Consider the following 22,135-nt stretch of genomic DNA (forward strand, 5'->3'; position numbering starts at 1 on the left):
TATTCTACTTTGCAACCAATTGGTAATTTTTCAGAAAAACAGCGACATCCTTCTCCGGCATCGGCCGGGCAATTACATACCCCTGTACAGTATCACAGCCGTATAATGTCAGTAGTTTCAACGTCTGCTCATCCTCGATGCCTTCCGCTACAACCTCCATATCCAGAGCCTTAGCCATATCGATTATGGCTCCAACCACTGCCAGTGCGTCCTGATGAGTTTTAATTTCTTTCATAAAACTGCGGTCAATCTTCAGCTTATCGAATGGAAACTGGCGCAGATAAGCCAGGGCAGAATACCCGGTACCGAAGTCATCCAGTGCAATACGTATCCCCATTGCCTTCAACAGCGTCAGCATATCCATATCAGAATCTGAGTTGATCAACATGGATTCAGTCACCTCAAGTTCCAGGCGATCAGCGGAAATCTCATAACGTTCCAGAATGTCCTCTAGCTGATCAATCAGATCGTGCCCAACCAATTGCAATGGTGAAAGGTTAACGGCAATGCGCATTCCCAAAGGTAGCGAACGACTGAAAATACACGCTTGCTCAATAACCCATAAACCAATTTCACGTATCAGCCCACTCTCTTCTGCGACCGGAATAAAGACCCCCGGTGGCACTTTGCCAAACTCGGGATGCTCCCATCTCAGCAAGGCCTCAAACCCTTCGATAAGACCGGTTTTCAAACGTTGCTGTGGCTGATATGCCAGAGATAGCTCATTCCTTTGAATGGCTGTACGAAGCGCATTTTCCAGCACCAGTTTTTTCTCAACCTGTGCGCTAATGGCCGCTGAAAAACTACGCATACAGCCACGACCATCTGCCTTAGCCGCATAAAGCGCCATATCAGCATGCTTCAACAGAATTTCCGGTTTGTCACCATCCTCTGGCGCCAGAGCTAACCCCAAACTGGCTCCAATATGAATTGCATTACCATCAATGTTGCAGGGTTCCTGCAGCTTTCCGAGGATACGTTCGGCAATCTGCTCGGCCTCGACACGTCCCCCTATCCTCTTTAAAACAATACCAAACTCGTCCCCACCGATCCGGGCCACCAGGTCCTGTTCCCGACTTTGCTTGGCCAGTCGCCGGCCTACAAAGGAAAGCAGTTTGTCCCCAACATTATGCCCATATGCGTCATTAACAGATTTAAAACGATCAAGATCGATACATAACACCGCTACCATCTGCGATGACCCTGTCATGCATGAAAACACCTCTCGCAACACATGCTGAAACTGATGGCGATTTCCAAGCCCGGTAATCGCATCACTGTGGGCCAAATGCCAGATGTGCTGCTGGGCACTACGGGCTGCGGTAATATCCGAGATCACTCCACGCCAGCCCACAGAATTGATAGGACGGGCCGTCAACGACCACCAGAATTGCTCTTCTCCACGCTGAACAGGAAACTCTATGTCCCGGAATGCTTTTTGACCGGTAAAATGGTGCTTCAGAATCGCCAATGACTGCTTTGCGGCCGCCTGGGTTTCGGGCATCAATGTTTTTTGAAAGCCGGTAATCAGCTCAATCAGTGAATGATTAATAATGTCCGTTTCTGGGAGTTTCAAAAAGGTCGCGAGTTTATCGGAGGCGCGCCGGAACTTCAGATTGCCATCCATTTCCAACAGTACGTCTGCCGTATGTTGTTCAAAATCATTCAGCAAAAGGCTGATAACCTGCTTCTGATTTTCCGCGAGCAGCTCCGCCACAATACGAGCGCGATAAATTCTGGCCAAGTGGATCACACCTGCATCCAATACCGCAATATAGATCAATAGCAGCACAGCTAATGGCAAAGCCGTGGGGAGATTAGAAGACAGTAATGCAATCATTCCTCCAAGCCCGACAATAGAGGAATAACTGCTACCAGCAAAAGCGATGTTCGAAAGAATCAGCGCTCCGCCGCACATCATACCGATGGTCACGCTGGACAGTAGCAGTTGCTGCTCTGGAGTGGAGGAGCTGAACAAAACGGCCGCAGGTGACGCCCACAAAACAGCCAGTATCGATGCATGTATGTTGGCCCGGCGAATAGCTCTGCGTGATGCATGCATCGGCGCTTGCCGGTCACGGGTACGAAACCAGGTCAGTAGAGCATTAACGCAGAAAATCAGGATCGCTGCGCCCCATATCAACAGTGGCAGACGATAGTCATCATTCCAGAAAACAAAGGAAAGTATGACTGCGTTTAAAATATTCACGCAGGCAATCAACGGAGTAATGCGAACCACGGACTGGATCTGCATCGCCCGAACCTGGCTTTCAAACTCATCGGCAAGGGGCCAGACGTCGGCATGTTGGCCCTGACCCTGCGTTTTGTGCATATTCAACCCAAAGCAATGGATATAGCAAGTTTTTCGTTCTTATGTTTGGAGAATAGACAGCCAACCCGGGACTGTCCACACGACGACAGAGTTAGCATGGGAATAAACGGACTGGGAACAGTAAGCGCATCGATAATGCAGCGCGCGGTAGTGGAGGGATATGATTAACCCAATAAGTATTTATGTCAGGTTGATAGTGACCTGAAGGAAGGTTTGACCGCTGGCGGGCCCTCAAAGCGAACCCGACACATTAAACAGATCAGAGCACTCGGTTTAATGCATCGAGCCACCAGGTATGAGCAGAACAGGGCCGCCGGGTGAGTTAAACTAAAAGTTCCGCATCAACAGACCGAATTCTTCGGCGGCGGCAGCCACTTGCTCCGGAACATCCAGGGTGACCTCATAGTCCGAGCCTGGTACTTCCTGCATATCACTGCCATTTTTCTTCAATTTCACATTTTCGAGTACGAAGTTGTGATTGCCTGCCGGAGTCATCAGCTCCAGCGAATCGCCGACCCGGAATTTATTTTTGGCTCTCATCACCAATTGCTGACCATGGCGCTCAATCACTTCGGCCACAAACTGCTGCTGCGTTGCCACTGAACGACCCACTTCATAATTTTGATACTCATCGTGAACATGTCGGCGATAAAAGCCTTCGGTATAACCACGGTTGGCCAGATTATCCAGTTGTCCCATCAACTGACGGTCAAACTGGCGGCCGGAAACCGCATCATCTATTGCCTGACGATAAACCTGAGCGGTACGGGCAACATAATAATGGGATTTCGTCCGTCCTTCGATTTTCAGGGAGTGAACCCCCATTTGAGTCAGCCGCTCAATGTGCTGAACAGCACGGAGGTCTTTTGAATTCATGATATAGGTACCATGCTCATCCTCAAAAGCCGGCATAAACTGACCGGGGCGCCCTTCTTCCTCCAACAGAAAGATCTTATCTGTCACAGGTCCATCACCCAAAGTAGGCTGATCGGATGCGATTTTTTGCGCCGAGGGTGTCCATATCTGAGGATCAACGGGAATCGCATCTCCACTGATATCCTCTTTCGCTTCGTGTGCTTTATAGGGCCAGCGACAAGCATTGGTACAGGTTCCCTGGTTCGGGTCACGCTTATTGATGTAGCCACTCAGCAGACAGCGACCGGAATAAGCAATACATAGAGCTCCGTGTACAAAAACCTCCAGCTCCATTTCCGGGCACTGTTGGCGAATCTCCTCGATCTCATCCAAGGACAACTCTCGCGACAATATGACCCGTTGAATACCATTCCGGTGCCAAAACTTCACTGACGCATAGTTGACGACATTGGCCTGTACGGACAGATGGATAACCTGATCCGGCCAACGATCCTTGATCATCATGATCATTCCGGGATCAGACATAATCAACGCATCTGGCTGCATTTCTATGACTGGCTCAATATCCCGCATGTAGGTTTTGATCTTGGCATTGTGCGGGGCAATATTGGATGCCACGTAAAATTGTTTCCCCAATTCATGGGCACGGGCAATACCAGCCGCGAGATTTTCATGGGAAAAATCATTGTTACGCACTCGCAGGCTGTAACGGGGCTGTCCTGCATACACAGCATCCGCACCATAGGCAAAGGCAAAGTTCATATTGCGGATAGTGCCCGCTGGAGAAAGGAGTTCTGGCTGATGAGAGACTGGCATAATTCACGCCCGATTAAAAAAGGGCGCGAATTATATCAATCCTGATCTCGATCTGAAGAGGTTTTGACCGACAGAGACAAAATCAAACAAGCTTACCGTGTGGAGTTCTGAACTTTTTCCAAAAATGTCAGTATATTTTTCACGGCCACGTTATTGTTTTCCGGATGCATGATGTCACCAATGATAACGTGACTATTCGGATCACCTGGCGCCAGAATCTCTACATGCTGTTTGTAACCACCCCAGGCAGCAAATACCCGATCAGCGGCCTTGGGATCAACCACTTTGTCTTTATCATTATTGATCAACAATAACGGCACCTTAATCGTGGAATAATCCTGTTTGGCTGCCCAATTCAACAGTACCTGCAATTGAGACAATACTTTGACGCCATAACGCGTGGTCCAGTACTTGGCCTGAAGTTCACCCTTGGGTTCCCAGGAGTATTCACGCCCCAACACCCAAGGTACCCAATGTTTTGACCAGGGCCAGGCCAGCATCGAAGAGGCTTTGTTATTCACCGCGAAATTGGGTGACACATATATATTGGCAAGGGTTTTCTCCTGCACTCCTGGCTGAGTCTGCAGAAGCCAAACATCCAGCGGCGCTCCGGTGGAAACAGAAATAACCACCACTTTACGCCCAAGCTTGGAAACGATCTGCCAGGACTCCCAGGCTCCTTCAAGCCAGTCATTGGCAGAGGCATTGGTCATCACTTCAGTACCACGACCATGGCCGGGCAATCGAGTCAGATAAATATTGGCATTAAGTGCCTTGGCCACCAACTCAGGCACCGGTGCAATTTCCTGTCGCGAGGCGGAAAAACCGTGCAGATACAATACAGCAATATCTGTTTGAGCCGGTTGCTCAGGATTGGCCCAGACAATCTTTTTTTCCGCTCCAGGTACAACATTACCCAAATCCGCTTCTTTCTTACTCAACCATTCCGGCAAAGCAGACAACTGCTCCGGGATTTCCGGGCTGACCTTTCGCTCTGACGTATCAATCTGAGGACGGGGCCCAATCAAGACCAGCAGGACCAGTACTCCTAAACACACCAATGCAATCACTATCTTTGAACTCCTCACTTAACTCTCCATTCCATCCACTCTCATGGCACTACAATAATCCCTTAAACCCAAGCCTTCAGGCATACAATCACAGCAGATGCCCACACGCCGTCACAATTACATGATCATCCGACCTGTTTTTGAACCATTGTTAAGGTACTGTTTAATCAACACACATCAGAGTTCATAACGCATTATCAACCCTGATATGCACCATTTTACGGTTAACATCGCATCTATTATTGTAAGTTTTCTAATGTTCCGCATTACTTTCAGGCGAAACACCACGTTTCGCCATTCTCCGGTCCAGCGTATTCAGTAACATTCTCAATTAAATATCGAATACTGTCCCTGATCGACAGCATACCAATAATTCAACTTACTCAACACTAATCAGCCTGGCCAATATCGATACCAACTGTTCATGGCTATTGAAATATCCTTTGCCGTTTTGTAACCAGGCATTCAGTTTAAACTTATCTTTATTATTCAACTGGTCAACCCGTTGACGGAAATTACTGGCGATCAATTCCTGATCATTCTCTTCCATCCGATCCCTGCGGGCATGATTACGATGTAACAGCATTTCGATCAAATACAAATACCTCGAAAGTAACGCCCAGGCAAATGAAAGATTACGGACAGGTCCTATGTTCCACTCCTCATAACCCATAGGAATTTTGCCTGCCAGTTTAGCCTTAGCGATATCCTCCCCCCACAACAGCGCCGTACCACCGGACAATACAGAACCAATCGCGGCTCCCATCAGCAACGAACTGCCTCCCAGCCCAATATCCACCAGCGCCCCGGCAGCAGCACCACTACCAGCAGCAAACCATACCAGTTGCCGTTTTGGCAATCCCCATATTCGCCACTGCCGCTGGTCAAACAAGTCACTGCTCTGTAACAACAATGGTTCCGACAAGTCCTGAAAATGATAATGATGCAGGGATTTTAGAATCCGTTTGCGAACAACCTGCTCCAACTCTGCCACTTTTTGACGATAGCGAGCTTGTACCAGTTGAAAACCTTTATCGGCTAATTGCTCCTGCGGTGGCAATGGAATTTTCATCTTCAACGTTAAAATTTCTTCCATTCCTACGATCAAATGTTCCAGGGCATCACGCAATTTTTCCTCACGCTGTTGCCGTAAAGCAGTCACAGCTCTCTCAATCGAATCCTGCCAATTTTGTTTGAGAGTCGAAAAAACCTTTAACAGGTCGATCTGCTCCGCAAATGACGCCTGCACCGGGTTAAATACTCTGACCACACTGAAGTATTGATCCAAAGCCTGTTGCCAATCAGCAATAAAATCTGTTTTCGAAATAGGGTTGATGATGGCCATACGGGGCCGTCCGGTCCAACGCAGGATTTCCATCTCAGCTTCATAACTTGAACGGTAGGGTTTGGAGCCGTCTACAACGTAAATAATGGCAGACTCCTCCGAGACCAGCGGCATCAGCAGACGATATTCATCCGGAAAATGGTTTTCATTTTCCTCATGTTGCAACCAGGCCAAAATAGTTTCCTGCCGTTGTGATGCAGTTACCGGCTGCTGTTGTAACCACTCAAGCAACCGGGCAGCGCGTTGAAAGCCCGGAGTATCCACCAGCTCATAACAAAGCTGATCATTAACTGTCATAGGGTAGACCGTGCTTTCAAGGGTCGTACCCGATAGTGCAGAAATGCCGACCTGATCATTTTGTGCCAATGTAGCCACCAGACTCGACTTCCCCTTGTTAGGATGACCCACAATAACAAAACAGGGGTGAATCATGATACTGGCTCCTCATCTGACCACACTGACAAACGTTCAATCTGCTGCAGCGAATCACTAAACATTTGCCAACTTGCAATATCCGCTTCATCTAGTTGTTGGCCCAGCGGCATCAATAGCAATTGCACCGAAGCCGCCGGAAAACGTTCCAACAGGTCAGTAAGTTCGGCAATGGGAGGCTCCCAGCCGGGCACCATAAGCGTAAATTTTGTCTGTGTTGATACATCCAGGTGATCCGTCAACTGTATCGCTTTCTGGCAGCGCTCATACAAATGCAAATGCTTCAAATCCTCTGCGCTGAGTCCCCACAGAAGAAGAGCAGCGTCCGGTTCATATCCACCATGCGAGACTCTGGTTTTCGGCTCAGAAGCCGTTTGATAGTGAGCATCGCGATGACTGCCAGTTTCCACAACGACCGGTTTAAGGTCATCAATTAATTGAAAGACCTCTGCATCCTGATACAACAGCGCATTAACTCTGGTGATCATCATTAGCTGACTCAACAGCAGCAGCAGGCCTCTGGGCAATAAATTGTAAGTCAGGATAAATGCCAGAATAAACGTCCACCACTGACCAAATAATGTCGCATCATAATTACCCTGCACTCCCTGAAGACGAAAAAACTGAGTTCCACTAACCAACTCCGGACTAATAGTAGCCTGCGGCCACCAGGATGCCCACGGCGTAGATAAAATATGCAGCACGTCGGTGATATGCTCTGGTGCAAATGCAATCGTTGTGCTCCAGCCAAATGCAAGATCCTGACTAACCAGTAGTAATAAAAATGCAGCCAGAGATCCCAGCAAAAAACTGAGTGACAGCCACTGGTTCAACCAAAAAAGCAACCAACGATAAAAGAAAGCAGGGAAAGTCTGCAGAAATTTCTGACCACTGAGCCAACGGGTAACAGCCAGTCCTTTACCTTGCAACGACACTGATAAAAGCGCCAAAACCATCAGCAACCACTGTAGAGGCCCATACACCAACAATAGATAAATCAGGTTAATAGGAGCGCTTCCAGAATATGACAATAATCCTGTCATCGTCATAATTCCGAAGACAAACCCTGCCAGGATTATCCAACCCAAGCTAACGGATCGTATTTTGGTATGACCGATGCGTTGCAGCCAAGTTGATAACAACAGCCATGAGTCCTGACTTTGCCGGTCAGAACCGTCCATTGATGTTATTTTCGAGTCACCATAAAGTTTTTGTGATAACGCTTGTTTTACTTTAGCAAATAGTTGTATTTTGGTGATCAGATGCACGTTTATATAGAATCCTTGTTGACCTGCTGCCCATGGAGGGGCAGCTGTAAAAAAATAACTGGAACATTACTTGCTGATTAACAATACTGTAGAGAGACATAATGCTTTTTCTACAACGCTATATCAATTGAAACACTTGATGACAGCAGCTAAGGACCACAATCGATGAGCATTAAAAAACGCTACGTAAAATCTACTGGCAAAACCAAATGCACCTTCAGACTCCCTAAACAAGCCGCTCCCAATGCATCAGCAGTTTACATTGTTGGCGACTTTAACAAATGGGATCCCAAAGCCACTCCTATGACCAAGTTGAAAACCGGAGAGTTTAAAGTCGAGCTCGAACTGGATTCAGGACAGGACTATCAGTTCCGTTACTGTATCGATGGCGAACAATGGGAAAATGACTGGGAAGCTGATAATTATGTTCCAGCAAAGTCATTACCAGTGGAAAACTCCGTCGTCGCGGTTTGATAATTTGTATTCAATATTAAAGAAAGCGATCACTCTGGCTGGTATTTTATTCATGCTGGTATCCTGTGCATCGCCCGGTACAAATCCGTCAAACTCCCCTGAAGACCAACGTCAAAGACGTGATCAGGCGGTGGATGAGCTGGACCGAAACATCGGTAATTGATAGAGTTTTCTTGTCTCCATAAAGTTAAGCCCGTTGATTCCGTTTGTGTAAAGGCCAGGCTTTTTTAGAGGCAACGGTCCCCCGGGCCAGACCAAAGGACAGGCTGTATTCACAGCCTGCATCAGTCAACGCGATCAAACAGTACTTTTCAGTAACATTATATGAGTCTGATATTGATTTACTGACAAGTTGTATAAACCGGTTTCTGCAACAACCAAATATTCTTTTTGCGAACAGTTAAGCCACCGGATCTCTGGTGATTGCGATGATACAACGAAGCTTTTGTAGAACTATTCAGAACGAATTCCCTAACCCCCTTGCGACCAGACATTTGATTTTACCTATTGGTGAGATCTACGATATAGCAGCATAAAAAACATACAGTTAGCAGGCATCTCTGACAACAATAAATTCAACAGAATGTCTTGTACTTTTCATGTCCTCACAAAACCGATGAAATAGGTTTTTCAATAACAACAATAATAAAATGACAGGAGAACATTATGTTTAACAAACCCATTGAAACGTGGTTGGCCGAGTACAGCGAAAGCCACCAAAACAAGGTGAATAAATTTATTCACTGGATTTGTGTACCGGTTATTTTCTGGACCCTACTGGCTCTACTCTGGCAATTACGGCTACCCCAATCCAGCTACCTGAATCTTGCCACAGTCCTTATCGTATATGGACTGTTTTTCTATGCGCACTTATCACTACGTCTGATGCTCGGCATGTTGATCATCAGTGCTCTGTCTATTGCTTTGATCCTTTGGCACGAACGAGCAGTGACACTACCTCTCTGGAAAACTGCGATAACCTTATTCATTGTTGCCTGGATAGGACAATTTATTGGCCATAAAGTGGAAGGTAAACGACCCAGTTTTTTCAAGGACCTTCAATTTCTGTTAATTGGTCCGGCCTGGTTAATGAGTTTTATATATCGCCGCCTGGGCATTCGGTTGAATAAATAACCCGGCAATAAAATAAGGGATCGTCTTAAAAACAGCAGAAAATTGAAAACATCTCTCAGACACCATTCTCGGCTGGCATTTCCAGGTGTTTTCAAATGATTAAGGATTGCAGAGTTTTCAAAAAGCCCGCCTCTATAAGGAGATGGCAAGCACTATCCGATTGATCATAATGTCGCGGAAAGAGTGATCGATCCATATGCGGTTGATCGAAAGAAACTGGGTATTTTATCAAAATCAGGCGAGCGTCAGGGCGTGTAGGAATAATACAGTCTGGTTAAAAAACCGAAGGCAAGTCAGACGAATCCTTGTGAATATTTGAACGTGATATTTACAGGCTTACCAAATATGACAACCCAGATTTATAAGAATTAATGGTTATTCTGAAAACTGATAGTTCGATAGCATGGGATTGATTTTGACCTCACCTCACACACCACAAAAAAAAAGCCGTTAACCCGAATACAGTTAACGGCTTTTTTGGTTGTGTCGTTGGTTTAACGACACGATTTACTTAACTTAATTGGCGCTGATCAGACCAATTTTATAAGGCAGTTTATTGTAATCTGATACCCCAGAGTTTGGATCCACACCCTGATACAGGTACTGCATATTACAGGCATTGATGGTCATTTTCTGGTTATAGCCAGAACGAATCATCTCACCATGGCTGATATCATCAGACCATTTGTTGCCGTTGAAAGTTACGTTTGCGGCACCAGCGAACGGGTTTGACTGGGTGTCTGCCAATGGGCTCCATGGGCCATCCAAACTGGTTGATGTCCAGGAACGGAAATAACGAGGACCATAAGCTTCCACCAACAGCAGATATTTGTTAGTACCATCTACTTTATAAACGTTGGACGCTTCAAACAGCTTACCCGCAACAGGATCGGACATCACAATCTCATAGCTTGAGAAGTTCGGGAAATTACCGATAGATACTTTGGAGCGATAAAGATTGCCGTCATCTCCTGAAAAGAACAGGTAGCAATAGTTATCATCACAAATAACCCAGTAATCGATACCGTTGTTTGGTCCACCACTCAGCAAAGATTTTGGAGCGCTCCACCCAGACGGATTGCTGATATCGCTGTTCGTAGAGTATTTAGCTCCCCATTGATAAATCAAATACCACTTATTCTGAGGTTCAAAGTAAAACACCTGTGGTGCCACAGTGTTTCCGGTTTTTGTGGTTGACATATCTATCTGTTGAGCAGAATTGGCTTGAGAAAAATCGCCAAAATTCATATAGACACCGCCCCAGTTATTTTTAGCGGTATCAAATACTGTGGCAAATACGTGGTATTGGTTATTGTATTTGACGACAGTCGGATCTTTGATAGACGCCCAATTTGAGTTATGAGGCGTAATCAACGGGGCAGTAGAAGTCCAGTTGAATTTTGATGGTAGATCACATGTCTGATCATTATTAGAATCACCATTATTATCACTACCACCATTGTTCTTCGGATGATCTTTCAGGTACTGCAACAACCAGTTCATGGCCGGACGATGAGTGCCATCTTCGCGGATCAAGCCACTGCCATCCACCCAGGTTCTACCATAGACGTATCCCCACAGCGTAATACCTTTGACAGATGGGTGGTTATACATCATTGGGAACTGAGACTGCATTATCCGCAATTGTTCCTGATCGTTGGTTTTGGCGACGTCGTATTCTGAAATATAAATCGGCAAACCCAGTGCAGCGATTTTGTTCAGATTGGCTTCCAGTTTGTCGGTAGCCCAGCCTTCAAAACCGTGAGACTGCAAGCCGATTGCATCGACAACCCCAGCATTAATGGCAGGTTTGGCCATAGAGATAAAGGCGTCGGTATTCCAGGTCAATACGTTGTAGTCATTCAGAATGAGCGTCGCATTGGGGCAATATTTCCGTGCCAACTGGAAGGATTTAGTAATCCAGTCATTACCGAATGCACTTCTAGCATAGTCTGCTGGAGCGTGACCCGGCGTAGCCTCATTCACGACATCAATCATGTCGACATCAGGATAGCGAGTACAGAAATCACGTATCCACTCTTCAATTTCTGCTGCTTGTTCAGAGGGACTCAAAGAATCCATCCACTTAGGATACTGACTTCCCCACACAAACGTATGCTGCTTGAAGAGAATATTGTGCTGCTTGGCATAGTTATAAGAAGCGTCCACACCGCCCCAATTATAGCGGTCACGGGTTCCTTCAACAGATCCCCATTTGCCTTCATTTTCCGGGGTAATTTGATCCCAGTACTGTGCGAAGTCTGATCGTACACGACCGGATGTGGTGATATTACCGACAAAAAACCGCTGGTTTGAGTCATTACCAGTGTTGCCACCATTATTGTCATCAGCCACTTCACCACCGATGGAGAAGTCATCAGCATAAAAACTGATAGTTTCATCGTTTGATTCAATAATGAAATGCTCAAAATCTGTACCAGTCTGGGTATAGTACCCTTGGAGCAGAGTCCACTCGCGATCGTTCGCAGTCACCATTTCAATATTGGTGTATTCGTTATACGTACTGCTATCACTGTCGTCAGCACGTTTAGCAGTTAACGTAATAACCGTATCATAAGAACCTTCAGGCAGTTTTACCCAAACAGCCACTTCGTACTCGTTACCTTGAGTCAATTTACCTACATCAAATGTCAGTCCATTCCAGGCGGAGGTTCTGTTGGTAATATACGCACTGGCTGAACCGCCATGCTTGACAGAAGTGGAACGGGAAATTTCACCCGCTGTAGTACCCCAATTGGTCAGATTGTTTTCAACATCACCATTGAAAGCAAAGTTGTTTTCAGGCACTTGATAATCATCTGATGGAGAGCCGTTGCCGTTTCCACCAGAGTTATCGCCACCCTTGCCAGCATTGTCATTCCAACTGCGAATATAAGCTGCCACATCCGTTGCACAGCCTGCATCACATGAACCTGGTGAGCGAGGTGGCATTGTGTTAAGGATATAATCTCCAAGAGACTGCCCTTCATAGGTCTGCTTGGTAGAGTCAATTGCGGTAATACCGTTGCCTGTTGCCCCGTGGCAGGCAACGCACTGATCGACATATAAGGTTCCACCTCTGGCAACATCACCAGCGGTATTACCTGAACCATTGTCTGAACCGGAATCACCACCGTTATCGGAACCATTATCCGAGCCAGAGTCTCCGCCGTTATCGGAACCATTGTCCGAGCCGGAGTCTCCGCCGTTATTGTTACCTGGGCTACCAGAATCATCACTGCCGTTATCGTCACCACCGGTGCCATTATCTGAACCGGATGAATCACTGCCGCCATTATTTGAAGAATCTGTCACCGGATCTCCGGAATCGACAATATCAACATTGCAAGCACTTAGTGCCATCGAAGCCAATAAAAGTCCTACCAGACGTTTTTTGACGAACTTATTTGAGCTCATAGTTATTCTCAGCTTTGTAGACCAATTTAAATCCAGCACTGGGCTAGAACAAATTTTTACGTAATAACAATATCTTGACAGGTAATTATGAGGAATCACGGAACTAGCACACACAATTGCTAAAACGGAAAAAAGCATTCGACGGCTGTTAGCCAAGTTGTAGACTTGTTCTCAACTTTTACGGAATTAAATATAGTTTTACTCAGGACATTTGCCTTGCTAAGTGTTTTACTGGCAGAACACTAAACAGGAGTATTTGCTGTCTATTAAAAAACAACTCATGATAGCCTGGCATACAGACATATATGACTCCTGAATACTACGCCTGGAACTGTGACAAAAATTCATTTATCAACCGTTAATGACCCTTATTACTTTGATCGGCAAAAATGCATAGCCCGCCGGAAGAGTATTCATTCTCTAAAAGCAACGATTGTCCGGCACCATTGGCCATGCCAATGCGAGTCCCGGTAAATCAGGTGATCGATCTTCTACGTATATTTTATGTTTTTCTTTTCAATGCCGGTCGCAATCACAAAAAGAATCAATATATAAGGCAGGAAAACATCGTTCTGGGTGTTTCGTTCTTTGGTATTAACAACCAAACGACCCATTTACTTAGCTTTGCATTTGGCATAGTTTGTCAAAATCGAGCAACATAACACTTAAAAGCAAGAGGTTTGTCACAATGAAGATAGCATCAACTTTTCTTGGCGCGCTTTTGACCAGTGCAACCCTATTACTCAGCACTTCTGTATCGGCAGGACCCGCACCCTATTATAAATACCAGAGCAAAGTAAATGGATACTTATATTGCAGCCAGACTAACCCAGGCAGTGGCTGGATTTTATTTTCTGGTCCGTACGATACATATTATGAGTGTAGGTACGGCTAAGGCTTTTTTGGCTCGAAATTAAATACTGCTTGAAAAAGCTTTGTGATTACCAAACAATGATCACGACTTGATGATTGGCCTGTAGTGCTTTCAGGCCAATCATCAGATAAATAAAGCACCGCCTTATACCTCTCTCGCTCAAAAAACAAATACTCGGGTCACCTACAGATTCCATTTTGCCTTCTACATTGCATAGCTTCGGAAAATTAAAAATCTGAGAATGGATAGTACTACCCACTTTTTCTCGCCTTGGGTTGTATAACAATACGGTGGAGTTAAGCAGGTGGTCCGACATCTCGGGCGAACCGCATGCGGTTCGATCCTTCCTCCGATATAAAAGCAAACCTTTAGAAACAAAAAACCCGAAGTCATTGCTGACCTCAGGTCTCTTCAGAATTGGATGGAGCTAAGCGGGTAGTCCAACATCTCGGGCGAACCGCATGCGGTTCGATCCTTCCCCCGATATAAAAGCAAACCTTTAGAAACAAAAAACCCGAAGTCATTGCTGACCTCGGGTCTCTTTAGAACTTGGTGGAGCTAAACGGGTGGTCCGACATCTCAGGTGAACCACATGCGGTTCGATCCTTACCCCGATATAAAAGCAAACCTTTAGAAACAAAAAAACCGAAGTCATTGCTGACCTCGGGTCTCTTTAGAATTTGGTGGAGCTAAGCGGGATCGAACCGCTGACCTCTACAATGCCATTGTAGCGCTCTCCCAGCTGAGCTATAGCCCCTTTTCGGGTATCTCTTGAGTGCCCTCAAGAGGCTGCGTATATTAGTTACGAGCCTCGGGCATGTCAACTATTTTTCTTAGCAATTTCAATAAGTTGGGCAAAAAGCTCTAGCCAGTACATCAGTCCATGAATGAATCAATCTGCTGATATTCCTTCTCCAGTTTCTTCAACCCCTTCTTGGATGGCAGTCCTGTGACTGCCAAGGCGTGACGCAACCGGGCGCGGGTTAAGTCAGGGCCGATAATTTCCATCGCATCCAATACCGAGACTGATGCAGTTGATCCTGTGATGGATACAAAGATGGGAGCCATGACATCACGCATTTTCAAATTTAAAGCGGCTGCAATATGTTTAACGTCAGCCATGATGCTGTCTTTGTTCCAATGCCGCTCGCTTTCGAGCTTCCACAACAGGAACTGCAGGGTTTTCTGTAACATTTCCGGCTCCAGCTTGATACCGGCAAAACTCTCCGATGTTATGGCTGGCAGTCCAGAAAAGAAAAAGGCGACCAATGGTGCCACATCTGACAGTTTTTCTATCCGTTCCTGAACCAGGGGCATGAACTGCATAAAGTACTCTGGGTTGTATGCCCACTCACCCAAAATCTGGGCCAACTGTTCAGGAGTATGATTTTCACGTATATAACGGCCATTCAACCAGCTCAGCTTTTCCTGATCAAACACTGGACCGCCCAGAGACATCCTGGAGATGTCGAAATTTTCCACCATGGTGGCGAAATCGAACTTTTCTTCGCCGTTCGGCATAGACCAACCCATCATGCCCAGGTAATTCAGCAGAGCTTCCGGCAGAATGCCCATACGATGGTAATAGTCGATGCTGGTCGGATTTTTACGCTTACTCAGCTTACTCTTATCGGCATTACGCAATAACGGAAAATGGCAGAAGACTGGTGCCTTCCAATCAAAGTACTGATAAAGCAATACGTGTTTCGGGGTGGAGGATATCCATTCTTCACCACGCATGACATGAGTGACTTTCATCAGGTGATCATCAACCACGTTGGCCAGGTGATAGGAGGGCATCCCATCGCTCTTGAGCAGAATCTGCATATCGACCTGTGCCCAATCGATGGCGATTTCACCACGTAATAGATCGGTGAATTCTGATTGTCCCTCGGCTGGAATTTTCATCCGCACAACATGGCTCTCACCAGCATTCAAACGCCGCTGCACCTCTTCCTGTGGCAAATGCGAGCAAAGACCGTCATAGCCAGTTACCTTACTACCCTCTTCGATCTGCTTTTTACGCAGTTCATCCAGGCGCTCTGAGCTGCAAAAACAGTGGAAGGCATGGCCTTTTTCCACCAGTTCGTCGGCATATTTTTTATAAATATCGCCACGTTCACTTTGCCGGTAGGGGCCATATTCCCCTCCTACATCCGGGCCTTCATCCCAACGCAGTCCAAGCCAGTTCAACGACCGCAAAATGGCCTGCTCTGATTCAGGAGTACTACGTGCCTGATCGGTATCCTCGATACGAAGAATAAATTTGCCATTGTGTTTTTTGGCAAATGCGGCATTGAACAGGGCTATGTATGCTGTCCCGACATGGGGATCACCAGTGGGTGACGGGGCGATTCGAACTCGAACGTCAGTCATGAAATGGCTCTCAAACTCTTGGATGATAGAAATGGCCGCCGATTATACGCGCTGGAACAAGGGGGCGGAATAGCCTGATGGGCCGGGATAAGAACTCGCATTATTCTGAGGACTATAGGCCGGGTCTATGAATGACCCGGCCTGACTGATGTTGATCTGGTCGATTAGATCACTTTACTGTACGGCGTCGGGACAGAACCAAACCTCCAAATAATGCGACTATCCAATATCCAAAACTACCAAATGATATTGTACTGGTGGTACTGGAATCGTCATTGCTATCGGCCCCGGAGTCGCTGCCACTACCTGCTGAACCGTTGCTATCATCACCGTTTCCGTTGCCAGCATCATTGTCGGAACCGGAATCACCACCATTGTCAGAACCGGAATCACCACCATTGTCAGAACCGTTGTTATTCCAACTGCGGATGTATGCCGCTACATCAACGGCACAGCCGTCATTACATGAACCGGGTGACTTAGGTGGCATGGTATCCCGGATGTAGTCTGCAAGCGATCGACCTTCATAGGTTTGTTTCGTTGAGTCAAACCCGATGCTTCCGTCTCCTTTCGCGCCATGACAGCTGGCACACTGCTGGTCATACAAGGCGTGTCCTTGGGCAACATCACCGTTCGTAGTACCAGAACCGGTGTTACCTCCATTGTTGGAACCATTGTCAGAACCGGAGTCACCGCCGTTGTCAGATCCATTATCTGAACCGGAGTCATCATCGTCGCCATTGTCCGAACCGTTATCGGAGTCATCATCGCCGCCGTTGTCCGAACCGGAATTACCGCCGTTATCAGAGCCGTTATCGGAGTCATCGTCGTCGCCGTTATCAGAACCTGAATCATTGTCGGAATCGTCATCGGATCCATTGTCTGAACCTGAACCATTGTCGGAACCTGAGCCGTTATCGTTCCAGCTACGGATATATTCCGCTACAGCTGTGCCACAATCGGCATCGCATGAACCAGGCGACTTAGGCGGCATCTCATCTCGGATATAATCTGCCAATGACTGTCCATCATAGCTTGTCTGGGTTGGGTCAAAACTAATGACACCATCTCCTTTGGCACCATGGCAACCCAGACAGCCCTGCTCATATAAAGCCTGTCCCGCAAGGACACCTGTGTTTGCAGCCGTTACATTTATAACGGTCGTTTTACTGACTTCACCACCCTGTCCATCACTCACTGTCAATGTCGCAGTATAGCTGCCCGCAGTGTTATAGGTATGTTCTGCCATCAAGCCAAATGCAACACTGTCGTCTCCAAAATCCCAGGTATAGCTTAGGGTATCACCATCAACATCTGAGGAACCCGTGGCGTCAAAAGCCACTAGCAAGGGAGCTTCTCCGGCTTCGCTGCTGGTTGTCAGCATGACAGTTGGTGCAGAATTATCGCTGCTGCCAGCAGTGGCATAATCATCATAAAACGCCATAATCCAGGCAAATGCACTGTTCCAATTGACAGTTATCTCATTAACGGAATAGGCTTGAATACGGTCGACATAACAAGTCTGTGGCGCAGTCTCACAACCACTTAAGGTTTTTTTGGCTTCATCATCCTCAAGGCCGGCATTGGCACCACCAACCATGGCACCCGGAGGAGCCCAAGGGTAGTTGCTATCCAGCGCTCCAGCCCAAAACCGATGGTGAGGTTGTTTGGCGGCATTCTCGCCATAACCGGTGATATAAGAACGTGATAAGGCATTACGTCCAAACAGGTAGTCCACACCTTTGGCAAACGCGTCAATATATTTATGGTCATCGGTATGATCATAGGCAGTAGCCAACAACATCAGCTTATTAGCCAAACCGCTGTTGGATCCCCAATAATAGCCATATTGATCAATAGGAATTTCATATCCCTGGTCATTGGCAACACTGATCATATCATTTGCCAGGGTCACGATAGTATTTTGGGCCTGTTCAGCCAGACTGCTGGTATGCGAAGTCGGGACCGTTGCCAGCGACATAAGCGCCGCTGCTTTAGTACCCGCCCAGCCCCAGTCTCCACTGTACAAAGTGGTATCTATTTGTCCGGCGTATTTACTATCACCAGTGGTAATGTAGAGCTCAGCAGCTGCCCAGACGAATTCATCTGTTACATCAGGATCACCATAACCACCACCGCCATTATTATATTCATCGTCATAAATGACACTTGGATGAGCCATAGCGGCATCCCAGGCTTTTTTGGCTACCGTTAAGCATCGGTTGGCAAAAGCACTGTCAATATCGGCCCATATCCTGGCGCACTGTGCACCAACGGCGGCGACATTCAATGTAGCGGCGGTGCTTGGCGGAACCAAATAACGCTGTTGTGGATCGTTATTAGGTGCCATGGGGAATCCTGTCCAGGCCTCGTCGTGCATTTTGTGATGCACCATTCCAGCCAACTCCTGACCATCAGGCACTTGCATGGACAGCAGAAATTCAACTTCCCAGCGGGCCTCGTCCAACAAATCGGACACACCATTGCCACTCTCCGGGATATTCAGCATGCCATCGGCAAAAGCATTCAGATTATGACCTTGATATTTGGCCCGCTCATAAGCGCTTAGCAGTTTCCACGCGGAAATCCCACCGTTGACCACATATTTGCCATGATCACCGGCGTCATACCAACCTTTAGAAACATCCAATGCATAATTACAGGTACCAGGCCAGCACTGAACATTGGTATCGCCTTTATTAGGACTGACGCCAATATGACCGGCTGGGTGCGACCAAATACTGTTTGGTTGATAACTACCCAATCCACCACCGGTATAGGGTGTTTCAATCGCGATACCACTACGATTATGATAGAAGTAACGCAAGGCATCATACATTGGTGACGTGTATGCTGAAGCATCAATCATGAAACGATAACTGACATCCGAACCGACATGCAGCTCGTAGTTACCGCCTTCTGCCGTATATGCTGAAAAGTCTATCTGATGCACATATTCGCCGGCTGTGGAATCCTGACCAAAGGGAATGGTTTTACCGGATGTCACCAGGTTGCCGTTCTTCCACAACTCCCAGTCCAGGACAGATGAAGAATTGTTGGCGTAAGTGGCTACCTTAGAACCATTAGGCAGATAACCATTTTGATTAACACGAGGATTGCCTGTACTGGCAAAAGCAGCAGTTGAAGTCAATGTCGCTGCCATAACGATAGACAAAGACAATGAATTATAAACAAATTGTTTCATAAAGATTCTCACTCCCATTGATCAACCCGGCTATTTTGGTGGTTTTTTTACCGGTCACGTTTGAGATATTACTAAAGTACGAAACGGAATATGCCATTGCTTTCACATAAGTAAGCAAGACATCAAAATTTGTAGGTATTTATTCCAAGTCTGCAAGTGAGATCACTTTGGAAGTGTGAAGTGGTTTTATCCGAGATAATATTGAGGCATTTACGCCGAGCAATCGATGGCGCTCAGAGCACCGAAAAGCAGCTTTTTTCCGGTTCTGGGATAAAAATAAAGAAGAGAGAGCTGTGCAGAGTTTTACTCTCCACAGCCTGAACAGATGTTATTTGAATAATACTTCAGCAATGGCTTGCCAGCTTACCAGTTTAAAATTCTGGTTTTCCAGCTCATAGCGTTTATTCACGTTATACCAATCCTGGGCTACCATAATGCCGTCTGGATATTCTGTTCCAAGATCAGTAGAAATAATATCGATACCATCCGTGTCACTGGTGCCGTCCACTCCTATTTCATCATTGCCGGTGATCGCAAAGCTGCCGACGTATCGGTTATTCTGAACCAAGTCATAAACTGCATAGGTGTTATTACCCTGACTGGATGCCAGCAAATAGCGTTTCTCACCCTTGCTATAAATGGCCAATCCTTCAATATCATCCACCAGAGTCCTGCCATCCACACTGGCAACCAGAGTCGCCTGAGTCCCACCTTCTTCATGAGCATCGAACGACCAGATTGCCTGGTCTTCTTCACCGATATAGAGCGTCTGTGTCTGGTCATCGACGACACAACCTTCCGGTTGCGAATTCACCTTCATGGTTCGAACCAGAGTGGCGCGGGCACTGTCTTCGTTTAGCGAAATACGCCATTGTTCAATTTGGCCATCCTTACCATTTACGAAGACATATGTTCGACCATCTTTTGTCTGCCCCATACACAGGCCATACACTTCATCCACCCGTGATATCAGTTCTGCCGCATCAGAATGAGTATGGTCGCCCTGGATCGGGAGTTTTTTGATAGGAGCTTCTGTGTCCTGTATGGTATACAGTACAATGGTATTGAGTTCCCGGTTGGATGCCGCTGCCAGGGAAATACTGCCACCATCCGGAGTTTTAACCCGCTGACGAATATCAACATTATTGGGCCGGCCTCCTTCCAGATACTGTATTTCCCGACCGCTCAGATCATAGGCCATTAACCCGCCCTGCTTGTTGGTGGCAATAATCAGACTGCGTTGTGGGTTCTGTTCATTCACCCAGATAGCTGGATCGTCAGCAGCATCACCATCATCATCAACCGCCTGTGTTTCACCGCTAGCTGCAACCAGGGATACACCATCGACGCTCATGTGCCGTAAATCCATCGCCGTATTGATTCGAACATCACTGAGAAACGCCAGACGGGCATACGGTAATTTCTCATAGACCGGTTGGTCTGCTTCTGTGTTACCTAACCACAAACCATCTGCTGCAGCGGTTACCAGTTTGGCCTCTTCAAAACCAGTCACATTGAAACCACCCAAAAATTTATGACTGTTCTGGCGATCGTATACCAGAAATCCCTGCCCCTCATCAGCAACCACCAATAAACCTTTGCCATCAGGCTGATACACCAGATCCATGTTTTCGATTTCTTCTATATGCCCCAATGGCAGGGCAACATCAATCAGGTATCTGTCTTTGACGTTTTCTGCATCAGCACCATAAGACCAGATACCAACATTCTGCTCAGCAATAAATAATGTGGCCGTTTCATCATCAGCCACACAACTACTGAGCTTACCTCCGACCGGAGTCACACGTACCGGTATCGGTACACCTTTATCGTCGCGGACCCGGCTGATGATATGCTGGCCATCGTAGTCCAGTTTGTACTGCACAATACTGCCTTCTTCGGTAAACCCCGTCACAATCACTTCGCCGGTAGTCACGTTCTGATAGAGACACACACCTTCGACGGTGCTATCTGTATTTATTTGTCCCAGAAACTGCAGTGGTGCTGACGGGTCTGGAGCAACGCGATAAAAGCCGAAAGCGTGTTGTTCCGGTAATCCGACTGCGACGATATCCATCGCAGGGTATTGCATTCTTGGCCTGAAACCGTAACGGACATCTGCTCCAAGCACTTCGAACCGTTCATCACGTTGCACCAGAGCACCTGTCTGATTAAATACGGCAAGACCATCTCCTTCCAGAGACGCAATCAAATACCCTTCAGCACGCCCATCTGCTGCACGCCAATACGCAGAATCGGCAATATCTTCAAAACTATGGGAGGATTTTAGTACAGTGGACAGGCCATCAGCAGCCAGCGTAAAACTGACTGGAGCAGATATCAGGCAAGTGACCAGAATGCATCGAACCAATAGAGAAATGTTCATATCTATCCTTCATATATTGAGTAGCCAAACGTTTGAAATTTACATTCCAGGAATGTCATTTCCATGACAACTTAAGAGTCGTAGACAGAATTTCAATCGGTAAGATGACGGAACAACGTCAATAGTGGCA

12 protein-coding genes and 1 tRNA gene are annotated in these 22,135 nt (G+C 46.7%); 3 read left to right on the forward strand and 10 right to left on the reverse strand.

Annotated elements, in window-relative coordinates:
* Positions 1-4: 4 nt before the first annotated feature.
* From ACQY6I_RS24330 to ACQY6I_RS24350, 5 genes are all read right to left on the reverse strand, one after another.
* Positions 5-2,332: a putative bifunctional diguanylate cyclase/phosphodiesterase gene (locus ACQY6I_RS24330; RefSeq protein WP_428244265.1), complete on the reverse strand. Its 2,328-nt coding sequence runs from the start codon at positions 2,330-2,332 to the stop codon at positions 5-7.
* Positions 2,333-2,659: 327 nt separating this feature from the next.
* Positions 2,660-4,024 (reverse strand): tRNA 5-hydroxyuridine modification protein YegQ, encoded by a 1,365-nt coding sequence (gene yegQ / locus ACQY6I_RS24335; protein ID WP_428244266.1) that lies wholly within the window; start codon positions 4,022-4,024, stop codon positions 2,660-2,662.
* A 92-nt stretch (positions 4,025-4,116) separates the two neighbouring features.
* Positions 4,117-5,112, reverse strand: coding sequence for an alpha/beta hydrolase (locus tag ACQY6I_RS24340; RefSeq protein ID WP_428244267.1), 996 nt, complete (start codon positions 5,110-5,112; stop codon positions 4,117-4,119).
* Positions 5,113-5,473: 361 nt separating this feature from the next.
* Complete coding sequence (locus ACQY6I_RS24345) at positions 5,474-6,871, reverse strand: GTPase/DUF3482 domain-containing protein (protein ID WP_428244268.1); 1,398 nt, start codon at positions 6,869-6,871, stop codon at positions 5,474-5,476.
* Positions 6,868-8,139, reverse strand: a complete 1,272-nt coding sequence (locus ACQY6I_RS24350; protein ID WP_428244269.1) for a DUF2868 domain-containing protein — start codon at positions 8,137-8,139, stop codon at positions 6,868-6,870. The genes ACQY6I_RS24345 and ACQY6I_RS24350 overlap by 4 nt, the downstream gene beginning before the upstream one ends.
* A gap of 165 nt (positions 8,140-8,304) precedes the next feature.
* Between ACQY6I_RS24350 and ACQY6I_RS24355 the strand changes: the two genes are divergently transcribed.
* The 3 genes from ACQY6I_RS24355 (at position 8,305) to ACQY6I_RS24365 (ending at position 9,747) form a co-directional block, all read left to right on the forward strand.
* Positions 8,305-8,613, forward strand: a complete 309-nt coding sequence (locus ACQY6I_RS24355) for an isoamylase early set domain-containing protein (RefSeq protein ID WP_428244270.1) — start codon at positions 8,305-8,307, stop codon at positions 8,611-8,613.
* A 4-nt stretch (positions 8,614-8,617) separates the two neighbouring features.
* Entirely contained in the window at positions 8,618-8,776 is a 159-nt protein-coding gene (locus tag ACQY6I_RS24360; RefSeq protein WP_428244272.1) for a hypothetical protein, read from the forward strand.
* 503 nt (positions 8,777-9,279) lie between these two features.
* Entirely contained in the window at positions 9,280-9,747 is a 468-nt protein-coding gene (locus tag ACQY6I_RS24365; protein ID WP_428244273.1) for a DUF962 domain-containing protein, read from the forward strand.
* A 516-nt stretch (positions 9,748-10,263) separates the two neighbouring features.
* Here the strand turns inward: ACQY6I_RS24365 and ACQY6I_RS24370 are convergent.
* The 5 genes from ACQY6I_RS24370 to ACQY6I_RS24390 all read right to left on the reverse strand — a co-directional run bounded on the left by ACQY6I_RS24370 (position 10,264) and on the right by ACQY6I_RS24390 (position 22,005).
* The gene (locus tag ACQY6I_RS24370) at positions 10,264-13,164 is read right to left on the reverse strand and encodes a non-reducing end alpha-L-arabinofuranosidase family hydrolase (protein ID WP_428244275.1); all 2,901 of its coding nucleotides are present in this window, start codon (positions 13,162-13,164) and stop codon (positions 10,264-10,266) included.
* A gap of 1,555 nt (positions 13,165-14,719) precedes the next feature.
* Positions 14,720-14,795, reverse strand: a tRNA-Ala gene (locus ACQY6I_RS24375).
* Between the two features lie 119 nt (positions 14,796-14,914).
* Complete coding sequence (gltX, locus tag ACQY6I_RS24380) at positions 14,915-16,414, reverse strand: glutamate--tRNA ligase (RefSeq protein WP_428244276.1); 1,500 nt, start codon at positions 16,412-16,414, stop codon at positions 14,915-14,917.
* Between the two features lie 169 nt (positions 16,415-16,583).
* Entirely contained in the window at positions 16,584-19,619 is a 3,036-nt protein-coding gene (locus tag ACQY6I_RS24385) for a glycoside hydrolase family 9 protein (protein ID WP_428244278.1), read from the reverse strand.
* A 328-nt stretch (positions 19,620-19,947) separates the two neighbouring features.
* Positions 19,948-22,005, reverse strand: coding sequence for a phytase (locus ACQY6I_RS24390; RefSeq protein WP_428244279.1), 2,058 nt, complete (start codon positions 22,003-22,005; stop codon positions 19,948-19,950).
* Positions 22,006-22,135: the final 130 nt, after the last annotated feature.

This window comes from Gynuella sp., assembly GCF_050297175.1.
Lineage (GTDB): Bacteria > Pseudomonadota > Gammaproteobacteria > Pseudomonadales > Natronospirillaceae > Gynuella.

Bases quoted from the DNA above. Each gene is read 5' to 3' on its own strand.
- ACQY6I_RS24330 (WP_428244265.1), bottom strand. From the start codon at position 2,332: ATGCACAAAACGCAGGGTCAGGGCCAACATGCCGACGTCTGGCCCCTT.
- ACQY6I_RS24365 (WP_428244273.1), top strand. From the start codon at position 9,280: ATGTTTAACAAACCCATTGAAACGTGGTTGGCCGAGTACAGCGAAAGC.
- yegQ (WP_428244266.1), bottom strand. From the start codon at position 4,024: ATGCCAGTCTCTCATCAGCCAGAACTCCTTTCTCCAGCGGGCACTATC.
- gltX (WP_428244276.1), bottom strand. From the start codon at position 16,414: ATGACTGACGTTCGAGTTCGAATCGCCCCGTCACCCACTGGTGATCCC.
- ACQY6I_RS24370 (WP_428244275.1), bottom strand. From the start codon at position 13,164: ATGAGCTCAAATAAGTTCGTCAAAAAACGTCTGGTAGGACTTTTATTG.
- ACQY6I_RS24385 (WP_428244278.1), bottom strand. From the start codon at position 19,619: ATGAAACAATTTGTTTATAATTCATTGTCTTTGTCTATCGTTATGGCA.
- ACQY6I_RS24345 (WP_428244268.1), bottom strand. From the start codon at position 6,871: ATGATTCACCCCTGTTTTGTTATTGTGGGTCATCCTAACAAGGGGAAG.
- ACQY6I_RS24355 (WP_428244270.1), top strand. From the start codon at position 8,305: ATGAGCATTAAAAAACGCTACGTAAAATCTACTGGCAAAACCAAATGC.
- ACQY6I_RS24390 (WP_428244279.1), bottom strand. From the start codon at position 22,005: ATGAACATTTCTCTATTGGTTCGATGCATTCTGGTCACTTGCCTGATA.